This is a genomic window from Microcystis sp. M49636_WE2, from assembly GCF_030065375.1.
Lineage (GTDB): Bacteria > Cyanobacteriota > Cyanobacteriia > Cyanobacteriales > Microcystaceae > Microcystis > Microcystis aeruginosa_C.
In genome coordinates this window covers 1-9,502 of record NZ_JASJFG010000516.1, presented here as the reverse complement: position 1 = coordinate 9,502, position 9,502 = coordinate 1, and the positions used below count along the sequence as shown (strand labels likewise).

The 9,502-nt window shown below is 44.2% G+C and carries 8 protein-coding genes and 4 pseudogenes; 8 read left to right on the top strand and 4 right to left on the bottom strand.

What is annotated here, in order from left to right:
• Nucleotides 1-268: pseudogene (locus tag PX484_RS12045) on the top strand (hypothetical protein); the annotation flags it as partial.
• Between the two features lie 171 nt (nt 269-439).
• Nucleotides 440-2,293, top strand: a complete 1,854-nt coding sequence (locus PX484_RS12040; protein ID WP_287765235.1) for a peptidoglycan D,D-transpeptidase FtsI family protein — start codon at nt 440-442, stop codon at nt 2,291-2,293.
• 1 nt (nt 2,294) lies between these two features.
• On the opposite strand, the gene PX484_RS12035 is transcribed toward PX484_RS12040, so the two are convergent.
• Together PX484_RS12035 and PX484_RS12030 are read right to left on the bottom strand one after the other, a co-directional pair.
• Nucleotides 2,295-2,420: a hypothetical protein gene (locus tag PX484_RS12035; RefSeq protein WP_256377587.1), complete on the bottom strand. Its 126-nt coding sequence runs from the start codon at nt 2,418-2,420 to the stop codon at nt 2,295-2,297.
• 19 nt (nt 2,421-2,439) lie between these two features.
• The gene (locus PX484_RS12030) at nt 2,440-3,249 is read right to left on the bottom strand and encodes a pentapeptide repeat-containing protein (protein WP_002803802.1); all 810 of its coding nucleotides are present in this window, start codon (nt 3,247-3,249) and stop codon (nt 2,440-2,442) included.
• Between the two features lie 162 nt (nt 3,250-3,411).
• Here PX484_RS12030 and PX484_RS12025 point away from each other — a divergent pair.
• A pseudogene (locus PX484_RS12025) lies at nt 3,412-3,604 on the top strand (DUF4277 domain-containing protein); the annotation flags it as partial.
• Between the two features lie 139 nt (nt 3,605-3,743).
• A pseudogene (locus PX484_RS26030) lies at nt 3,744-3,851 on the top strand (DUF4277 domain-containing protein); the annotation flags it as partial.
• A 297-nt stretch (nt 3,852-4,148) separates the two neighbouring features.
• Here PX484_RS26030 and PX484_RS12015 read toward each other — a convergent pair.
• On the bottom strand, nt 4,149-4,889 hold the full coding sequence (locus tag PX484_RS12015) for a PEP-CTERM sorting domain-containing protein (RefSeq protein WP_287765233.1): 741 nt from the start codon (nt 4,887-4,889) through the stop codon (nt 4,149-4,151).
• 486 nt (nt 4,890-5,375) lie between these two features.
• Here PX484_RS12015 and PX484_RS12010 point away from each other — a divergent pair, with 486 nt between their 5' ends.
• The 3 genes from PX484_RS12010 to grrA all read left to right on the top strand — a co-directional run bounded on the left by PX484_RS12010 (nt 5,376) and on the right by grrA (nt 7,922).
• Nucleotides 5,376-6,545, top strand: a complete 1,170-nt coding sequence (locus PX484_RS12010; RefSeq protein ID WP_287765231.1) for a PQQ-dependent sugar dehydrogenase — start codon at nt 5,376-5,378, stop codon at nt 6,543-6,545.
• An 88-nt stretch (nt 6,546-6,633) separates the two neighbouring features.
• The gene (gene grrP / locus PX484_RS12005) at nt 6,634-7,533 is read left to right on the top strand and encodes an extracellular substrate binding-like orphan protein GrrP (RefSeq protein ID WP_002803813.1); all 900 of its coding nucleotides are present in this window, start codon (nt 6,634-6,636) and stop codon (nt 7,531-7,533) included.
• A 14-nt stretch (nt 7,534-7,547) separates the two neighbouring features.
• Complete coding sequence (gene grrA / locus PX484_RS12000; RefSeq protein ID WP_287668386.1) at nt 7,548-7,922, top strand: GrrA/OscA1 family cyclophane-containing rSAM-modified RiPP; 375 nt, start codon at nt 7,548-7,550, stop codon at nt 7,920-7,922.
• 58 nt (nt 7,923-7,980) lie between these two features.
• Here grrA and PX484_RS11995 read toward each other — a convergent pair.
• A pseudogene (locus PX484_RS11995) lies at nt 7,981-8,154 on the bottom strand (DUF2887 domain-containing protein); the annotation flags it as partial.
• A 335-nt stretch (nt 8,155-8,489) separates the two neighbouring features.
• Between PX484_RS11995 and PX484_RS11990 the strand changes: the two are divergent.
• Nucleotides 8,490-9,107, top strand: coding sequence for a PEP-CTERM sorting domain-containing protein (locus tag PX484_RS11990; protein WP_287767760.1), 618 nt, complete (start codon nt 8,490-8,492; stop codon nt 9,105-9,107).
• The last annotated feature ends 395 nt before the right edge of the window (nt 9,108-9,502 follow it).

Below are 9,502 nucleotides of genomic sequence, written 5' to 3'. Positions count from 1 at the left end.
TGCTTGGACGGTATATATTCCCAAGGTTTGGGACAAAGAATTTGGTAAACTGGAAACACTGCAACGTCACGAGCGCCATCTTTTGGCCACCAATGAAACCCTTAAACATCAACTAGCTCAACAAGCAGAAAAACCCGAAACGGGATTGACTCATCCCCAACCCTTCCAAACTATCTTTTTACAGCGTAAATCTGCCCCGAACCTGAAACCTGCCCCCGCTTCTCAACCCCAATCTACCGTCAATTCTCGACCCAGAAGTGCCTATTAACAGTTATCAGTTATCAGTTATCAGTGGGTAAGTTAAAAGTTATCAGATGTGAGTTTTTAAGTGTGCAGTATTAAATAGAAGTTTCCTACTGTCTTTTCACTGATTACTGGTTACTGATCACTGCTCACTGTTCACTGGTTACTGCTCACTGATCACTGAAAGATACTTCTCATGACTGACACAAAAAGACCCAAATTTAGAGGTAAAGAAACTCGATCGCCCTCTGGCAGGATCCGGGACAGAAAGTCCTATTTAAACGCCAAAAAACAGCAACAACAGTTAAAAAAATTGCCTTTGAGTAACGGACGATTGGTGGCGGTGTGGTTGATTTTAGTCATGGGTATTTTGGGGTTAGCCTGGCGATTGTACCAATTACAAATAGTACAAGCACAGGAATTGCAAAAAAGAGCCAGACAACAGCAAACTACCAGTATTAGACCCTATATTCCCCGACGGGCGATCGTCGATAGTAATGGTAATGTTTTGGCGACCGATCGCTTGATTTATACTCTTTATGTACACCCAAAACTGTTTGCTATTCCCCCAGCAGAAGTGGCTGATAAATTAGCTCCTTTATTAAATATTCCCACTAATCAACTAATTAAAAGATTTAAAGAAAAAGAAACAGGAATTCGTTTAGCCAATCAATTAACCGAATCCGTGGCTAGGGGCTTAAAACAATTATCTCTTGACGGTGTAGAATTAGAGGAAAAATACGCTCGTTATTATCCCCAAGACGATGTGGCAGCTGACGTGATTGGCTATGTAGATAAAGAACATCGTGGCCAAGCAGGATTAGAAAGAGGTTCCAGTCAGTTATTAGAAAGAGACCCTTTTTCTGTCAATACAAGACGCATGGGAGACGGGCGAATTTTACCAGCTTTTGTTCCCGATGGTATCTTTCAATTCGATGAATTACAGTTAGAAGTAACCCTCGATTTAAAACTACAAAGAGCCGCCAGGACGGCCCTACGAGAACAGCTAAAAAAATTTAATGCCAAACGAGGGGCTGTCATCGTCATGGACTCCCTTGATGGTTCTCTTTTAGCCCTAGTTTGTGAGCCAACTTTTAACCCCAACGAATACTATAAAGCCAATGTGGCTCTATTTAAAAATTGGACCGTAGCCGATCAGTACGAACCGGGGTCAACTTTTAAACCAATTATTATCGCCCTGGCTATGGAAGCAGGGGCAATTAAAGCTAATACAGTAGTCAATGATCCGGGGGCAATTACTGTCGGTCCCTGGACGATTAAAAATGCCTCTAAACAGGGTTATGGGGCGCTAGATATGGCCCGAGTTCTGCAAACCTCTAGTAACGTGGCCATGGTGCAAATTGCCCAAAAAATGGGGCGAGTTGATTTCTATAAAAGTTTATTAGGATTGGAAATAAATCAAAGGGTTGGCGTAGATTTACCCGGAGAAGTGGCAGGATATCTCAAACCCGAACCAGAATTTCTGGATAATGCCATTGAATCGGCCACCGCTTCCTTTGGTCAAGGTTTATCCCTAACGCCTTTAAAATTAGTACAAATGCACGGTGCGCTGGCCAATGGTGGCACCCTAGTGACTCCCCATGTGATCAAAGGATTAGCCGACGACCGCGGCCGTTTGCACTGGCAGCCCGATTATCCCAGCAAAAAAGTCTTTTCTCCCACCGTGGCCCGGCAAGTGGTGGAAATGATGGAAACCGTCGTCAGCAAGGGGACGGGGGTAGCAGCCCAAATCCCTGGTTATCGCATCGGAGGCAAAACGGGAACCGCACAAAAAGCTAGTCCGACGGGGGGTTATCTACCTAACGCCAAAATTACCAGTTTTGTCGCGATTTTACCGATCGAATCGCCCCGTTATGTGGTTTTGGTGGTGGTGGATGAACCCAAGGGTGCCAATACTTTTGGCTCCACTGTTGCCGCTCCCGTGGCAAAAACGGTGATGAATACGCTCATTTCCCTCAAAGGTATCCCCCCCACATCCAAGGTCGTTCCGGCGGGTTCTCCGACCAATAAACCCCCGCGGCACGATTAATTTAAGTGTTGAGGAGAAAAGCCGCTAAATTGTCTGGTAAATCCGATTCTACATGGGGTTTAACTATTTTGGGCATTGCCGATTTCAGGGCCGATTGGGGAGTCGGTGGTCGGTCAAAGAGGCCCACTCTAACGCGGTAAACAGTCTCAACTCTGGCCAGTATTGGAGCGGGTGTAGGGGTTCCAAGTTCCTAACTCCCGGGAGGAACAACCACAGAGATAAGAGCGCTCTAAATCGCTCAATCCTTCCACCTGACTGAAATCGGCCCCTTCTAAATTCTGTATCTGTTCTAGAATTGCACCGGTTAAGTCCGCACCCCGCAGATCCGCAAACTGTAACTCGACCCCAACTAAACGAGCGTCACGCAAAAAAGCCCCGGTTAAGGACGCTCTTTGCAAGTTAGCTCCACTTAAGGCCGCTGCTGCCAGATTTGCACCGGTTAAGTCGGCCTCGCTTAAATAAGCTCCCCGGAGATTAGCACCACTGAGGTCGGCAAATCTAAGATTAGCGTTATTGAGATAAGCACCGGTTAAATTGGCTTTTGGCCCGATTGCTCCCGAATTTTTATAATCATAGCCTTCCGGCCAGTCGGTTGTCCCGTCGTAGAGAGAGAGGGAAATTTTCGCACCAGTTAAGTCAGCACCCTGCAAATCAGCCCCACAGAGGACCGCGCGATATAGTAAAGTGTCTCGTAAATTGGCACCCCGGAGATCGCTGCCGCGCAGATTAGCCAGGCGTAGATCCGCCGCCTCTAAATTCGCCCCGGTGAGATTAGCCCCAGCTAAATCGGCCCCCAAGAGGATTGCCCCCGCAAAATCGGGGTTTTTCAAGTCCATTTGGCTTAAATCGATACCTTCCAGATTAGCGGCGCTTAAACTCTGTCCTTCATCCCTGGCCTTGCGGACATCATCGGGGCCAGGAGAAACAAAATTCAGACGAGCGATGAGGGGATTCATAGGAGGCCGTACCGATACTCTTTAACCGACACTCCGCACTTCAAAATGTAGTATAAAGTAGCATAAACTCATTCAAGAAAAAATAAGCAAAAATACTCAGAGAATTAGTCCAAAAAAAGTGAGACGAACAAAAAGCTCAAAAATCTATTAAAGGTACAAAAATTGTCTCCTATCTCAGAGGTAAAAATTAAAAACCTAGATCACTTAGGAATAGTAGCCGGGCTAATTGACGAAATAGGAATACTTGAAATAATCAACTCTAAATTAGGAATCGACCCTCGAGAAAAAATTTCCAGCAGGAACAGTGGTTAAAGCTATTATAATCAATGGATTAGTATTTGTTTCAAGACGTTTAAGTAGGTAGGCGTTAAAAGTTGTCAGACACCCCCCTTATCAAGGGGGGACTAAGGGGGGATCGGCACCCCCCTTATCAAGGGGGGCAGGGGGGATCGAACCTAAAATCCATTTTTAATTTAATTATAACCAGCTACTTATACTTATTTAGTCAATTTTTTAAAGATAAGGAAATCGAGGAATTATTGGGAGAAGAAATAAAAACCGATTATATCAATGATGATATAATCGGGAGAGTCATGGATGAATTCAGAATTGTTGAATGATAGCTTCATAAAGTAAAAAAGCGACTGTCATATCACATTCCAGTCACATCTAACTTACAATTGCTATTATCATGATGCTAAACTCCTTTGGGAGAATTGTCAAAACAATCTCAAGAAATTTGAGAGGGTTAGGGATCGCTCTCCAGGAGATTTAGATCGGGAATCACGGGCAGGAAAGCTTCATACCCCTAATTCGGTTAAATTAAGCACCTAAGCAAAATTAATTACATATCTAAGCCGTCTCCCGTCTCGACTAGGTAATTAATTTTGCAGGACTACTCATCGTTTTTGTTTTAACGTTGAACCGATTCCCAACAGTCCGAAACCTAGCAATCCTAATATCGCGGAAGGTTCGGGAATGGGAGAAGCGTCAAGGGTTATATTATCGAAATTGACTTGGTGAGGCTGTGATGTCGATGTCAGACGAATTGTTAATGCCTGCCCGATGAGCGGATCGCTGACACCACTGGCATAGTTAACGGTGACAAGTTCGAATTCGCCGGCAAGAGGAGTAATACTATTGTTAGAGGCTAGAACTGTACTTTCGGCTAAAAGTTCGATATTGTAGTAGCCCGACGGCACATTGGGAAGAATTAATCTGCGTCCGACATAGGCACCCAAAGTATATTGCGTGTTCGCTTGCAAAGTTGCGGAAAGTGTCTGGCTGATAGTTCGCCCATTACTGGAGCCTACCTGAGATCCATCGGGAATCGGGTCAGTGAAAAAGACGTTTGAAGTGTTTGGGAGATTCACTGGCTTATCAACTCCAGCAGTATAACCGGGATCGCTCAGACCACCAATTACCCAGTTAGTGATGTCATTAATGCTATAAAAATACCCATCCGGCTGTTGGGGAGCGATCGGGTCTTCAAAGCTATGATTCGCTATGAAAATAGATGCAGCCCTAACTTGCCCCTGCGGAACAATCATCAAACAAGAAGATGCGATCGCTATTTTGAATAATCCTAGCTTATCGCTAATAGCAAAAGACATTAATTTTGCTAATACTTTTTGAGTCATAGCCTCTATACTCCAAAGGAAAAGATTCTAGATTAATCATAGCAACACTTCAAAATTTCAGCAACACCAAGCACTGATCAATCCGTTTTTAGAGCTAATTTTGACTCTCGGTCTAATCTGCCTGTCTTGCTGTGACTCGCTTATAAGTTTTTGGGGATGTCTATTGATTGACCATAGGAATACTAAGAATACTAATAGATTGAACGTTTAGGCTCCACACAGAAGCGATCATACTAGAAACAGGCCATACCCTGTCAAGAGTAATGTTCCAAGAACTCGAAGCTATATTTGATCGGACAGTGCTTCAACCCGATGTTCCCTTAGAGCTAACGGTGGGTACGAGGGTAAGGATTCTTTTTGAGAGCGCATTGCCCAATGAAGTCAAACCGCCTAAAATGTTTCTTAAAACTGCCCAGTTTCTAAAATAGGGTGAGCTTGATTAGTCGGGGAAAATTGACCAATATTTGTATGGGGAGTTACCAACTAATGCTTACTTCTCTTAATCGCATTTTCTCGCCTATAGTATCCAGCGTTTTGCTTACCATAATTATCTCCAGTTGTCAAGGTGCAAATGTATTAACTTCGGCGAATAATTCCCAGACAAATCAATGGCAAAAAGTGACCGTAATCGAGGGTTTAGAGCATCCCTGGTCGATGGTTTGGCTACCTAACCGGGAAATCCTCATCACAGAGCGTCCCGGTCGTTTAAGAGTGGTTAGAGAGGGCAAATTAGAACCAAAAGCCATCGCTGGAGTTCCCGAAGTTTTTGCCGTCGGACAAGGAGGATTGCTCGATGTGGCAATTCATCCCCAATTTGCCCAAAATCGCTGGATTTATCTAACTTATGCCCACGGAGACCAGGAGGCTAATCGTACCCGCGTCGCTCGTGCGGTTTATGATGGTGCAAGTTTGCGAGATGTGCGGGTTATTTTTGAAGTTTCCCAGGCAAAAACTGGCTCTCAACACTTCGGTTCGCGGTTATTATGGCTACCGGATGGCACTTTATTGGTAGCGATTGGGGACGGGGGCAATCCTCCCCTACAATTAGCGGGGGATTTAATTAGAAAACAGGCACAAAATCGGCAAAGTCATTTAGGTAAAATTATTCGCATCAATGACGACGGTTCTCTACCTAAAGATAATCCTTTTGCGGGTTCTAAAATTTGGAGTTATGGTCATCGGAATATTCAAGGAATCAGCTTTGATCCGATGACTAAAAGAGTCTGGGCAACAGAACACGGAGCGAAAGGAGCGGACGAATTAAATTTAATTGAAAAAGGTAAAAATTATGGTTGGCCAGTGGTTTCTGCCAGTCAAGAGTACGGCACTAATACCCCAGTTTCCAGCGAAAAATCTCGACTAGGTCTGATCGATCCGAAAACAATTTGGACACCTGCAATCGCTCCTTCAGGATTGGTCTTTTATACTGGTAATCGCTTTCCTAATTGGCAGGGAAATTTATTCGCCGGTGGTTTAGTTTCTAGGGATATTCGCCGTCTGGAAGTGGATAAATCGGGTGAAATTATCAATCAAGAAGCGATTCCCATCGGTCAGAGGGTGCGGGATGTGCGTCAAAGTCCCGAAGGATTTTTATACCTGCTCACCGATGAAGGTAACGGTCAATTAATTCGCCTTGAACCGCCATCTAATTTGTAAAAGTTCACAGAAATTATTATGGAAGCCCTGAAGATTTTTTAGCGAATTCTAGTATAGTTATGTTTGTACGGGAGCAAGCACTCGATTTATGAAGAAAATTTTACAGTTAGTGGGACTGGGTTGCATATTACCTATGTTCCTCGCCAGTGCAAGTTTAGCGGAAACAGTGGTGGAAAAAGTGGCTCGCACGGGATTTTTGACCGTAGGAACCCGTTTTGATGCGATTCCCTACTCCTACATTGATGATAAGGGGGAATTAGTCGGCTATTCTATGGATGTGTTGGAACGAATTAGAAAACGATTGGAAACTCGTCTCGGTCGTCCCGTCACCCTGCAAATGATTGAAGCTAATCAACCCGGAGAGAAAATTAATCTCATTCGTAGCGGGGACATCGATATCGCTTGTAGTACGGCTTTTACTTGGGAAAGGGCGAAAGTTGTCGATTTTTCCATCAGTTACAGCATTTCTGGGATTAGGATTTTAGCCAAAAAAGGTAGCAATCTCTCCACTCCTCAATCCCTAATCGGTAAACGCATCGCCTTGGTTCCCACTTCTGCGGCCGTGGATGTGATTAAATTAGTACAACCGCAAGCGACAATTGTTACCACCTACAGCACCGTAGAAGAAGCCCTCGAAGCTTTAAAAACTGGTAAAATTGACGCAATAGCGGGGGATAGCATCTCTTTAGCGGGAACAATCCTCAGAGATAACCCTAAAATCTACGAAATCGTCCCCGAAGAAGCTCTAGCTAATTTTGGCATTGCTTGCATGGTTCCCGAAAATAACTCTACTTTTTTGGATGATGTCAACTATGCCATTGTTAAAATGATGCAGGATTACATCACCAATGATACGGCCACCGTTAGTCAAATCGATCGCTGGTTCGGTAGTCAAGGCATGGTTCCCATCCCCCCAGAATTATTAAAGGGGTTTTTTGCCTTCAAAGTTATCGAACACGCCCAAATTAATCCCCAAGAAGCCAAATAGGAGCATAAATTCAGGTGAATATCAGCAATAAAACTGGTTTAGTCGGCTTTCTTCTCGCTTTATCTGCCTTCGGTCTGACTAGCACCGCTCAGGCCGCCTCAGACGAGGCTAATCCCATTGAAGCGCGTTTAAGTCGTCTATCTAGCGCTGTACGCGAACGGGTTAACCAACTGCCGGAAGGTACTGCCGATCCTAGTTTACAAGCTTTAGGCTGGGGAGATGGTGGCAATCGCGGTTGGGGGAATAGTCGTGTCGGTGGTTGGGTAGATGGTCGCGGTGGTAGTTTCGTTAATGCGCGGCCCTGGCGTAATGGTTGGTCTGACGGTGGTGGTTTCTTTAATTCCCGACCGCGCTGGGGTAATGGTGGCGGTTTCTTAAATCGTTGGTAAGTAAGGTTGGGTGAGGGGATAACTTTATCCCCGTCCCAACCCCGGTTTTACGATGAAATCTAGGGTGATTATTTTGAGGCAGAAAGACTCCATCGAGACGAAAGGAAAGTTGTTTGACTTCCACTGAGTCAAAGCGGTAGTTATTGGCTTCGCTGATAGGGAGTTGAATTAATTCAAAGAAGATAGAGGGGAATGATTGAAAGAGTTGATAAAAAATCGTGTCAGTTTTCATGCTCTTATTTTATAGCACTACGCGCTAAGATTAGGACGTTTTGCTCACCCCTAACGCCCCTTAATAAAGGGGGGAATAAGGACCGACTTTAACCCCTAAAATAGCTCAATCTTAATCATTACTGATTAATTTAAGATGTTTCCTTGGCGAACCCTTCCAGTCTCTCCCTGATGGGCTTTTTTCCGGATTCATCAATAAAAAACGGAGAATACTTGACAAATTCGGGGGGGGGGTAGAATGAGGCTGCTTATTGCTGTTAAGCAATGATTTATGGGGTATAACGAGCAGTTTTTCCCCATTCTTAGCCATGAAATTAACTTGTCAATCAATCAAAAATGACTAATCAACTGCTAAAAGCCCTTTGCCTTCCTGGGGTGACTTGTGCCGTTTTCACTGCCATTCCCGCCCATGCCGCCATTTTTACCGCTACCTATACGGATACTGTTTTCTATGCTGATGTCGATAACGTTATTGTCGGTGATACTGCGGTTATCACCTATCAGCTTGACAATGGGGGAACTTCCCTGTTCAACCAAACATGGAACGCCAGTGACATTGTGACTGTCACCTTCAACTTTGGTAATGTGGCCCACGTTACCACCTTTAATCCTAATGGGGGTGATGGGTTGAGTGTTAGCACAGGAAGCTTTGTCACCAATGCCTCAGGACAGTTAACGGCTGTTCCTTCTGATTGGTATGATGCTACTAATCTCAATGTCGTCTCAACCAATTCTACACAAACACCTAACGCATGGTTCGTGAGTGGGTCCAATGCTGTTTACTATACTAATAATTTCGACTACTCTGTCGATTTGACCAATGTATCAGGTAATATAGTTGCTGCTAACTGGACCATTCAACCTGCCCAGACACAGACAACCCCCGAACCAGGCACCCTTTTAGGTTTATTAGCGGTGGGTTCTCTGGGTTTATTGGCTCGCAAACGGCAATAAATGACCAATTCTATGGTAAGGAAGGTTTAAAAGCCTTCCTTTTTGGTTAGGGAAAAAGGCGCTCTCGCTTATTGAATTTTGGCACATAATAGACCTCTTGCAAAAGTCTTAATTCGATCCTTGTACAGCAACATTTTTGAAGATTATCAACTACTAATAAATAATTAACTGAAAGTCCCTCCCATTATTGTTTCTATCGTTTGTTTTCGGATTTATGCAAGAAGTCTAATGGATAAGTAGCTAGACACAATTAATTACACATATCTAATACTAAGTAGGGTTTGCTGAATAATGGTAAAAACCTTACAGGAAAGGGCTTTTAGCTTGATTGAGAGCTTCCCAAATGCACTTAAATCTGCTAGAATCTCTTAAAACCCTTGCATCACCCTTGCATC

Coding starts and splice junctions, on each gene's coding strand:
- PX484_RS12040 (WP_287765235.1), top strand. CDS start 440: ATGACTGACACAAAAAGACCCAAATTTAGAGGTAAAGAAACTCGATCG.
- PX484_RS12030 (WP_002803802.1), bottom strand. CDS start 3,249: ATGAATCCCCTCATCGCTCGTCTGAATTTTGTTTCTCCTGGCCCCGAT.
- PX484_RS12015 (WP_287765233.1), bottom strand. CDS start 4,889: ATGACTCAAAAAGTATTAGCAAAATTAATGTCTTTTGCTATTAGCGAT.
- PX484_RS12010 (WP_287765231.1), top strand. CDS start 5,376: ATGCTTACTTCTCTTAATCGCATTTTCTCGCCTATAGTATCCAGCGTT.
- grrP (WP_002803813.1), top strand. CDS start 6,634: ATGAAGAAAATTTTACAGTTAGTGGGACTGGGTTGCATATTACCTATG.
- PX484_RS11990 (WP_287767760.1), top strand. CDS start 8,490: ATGACTAATCAACTGCTAAAAGCCCTTTGCCTTCCTGGGGTGACTTGT.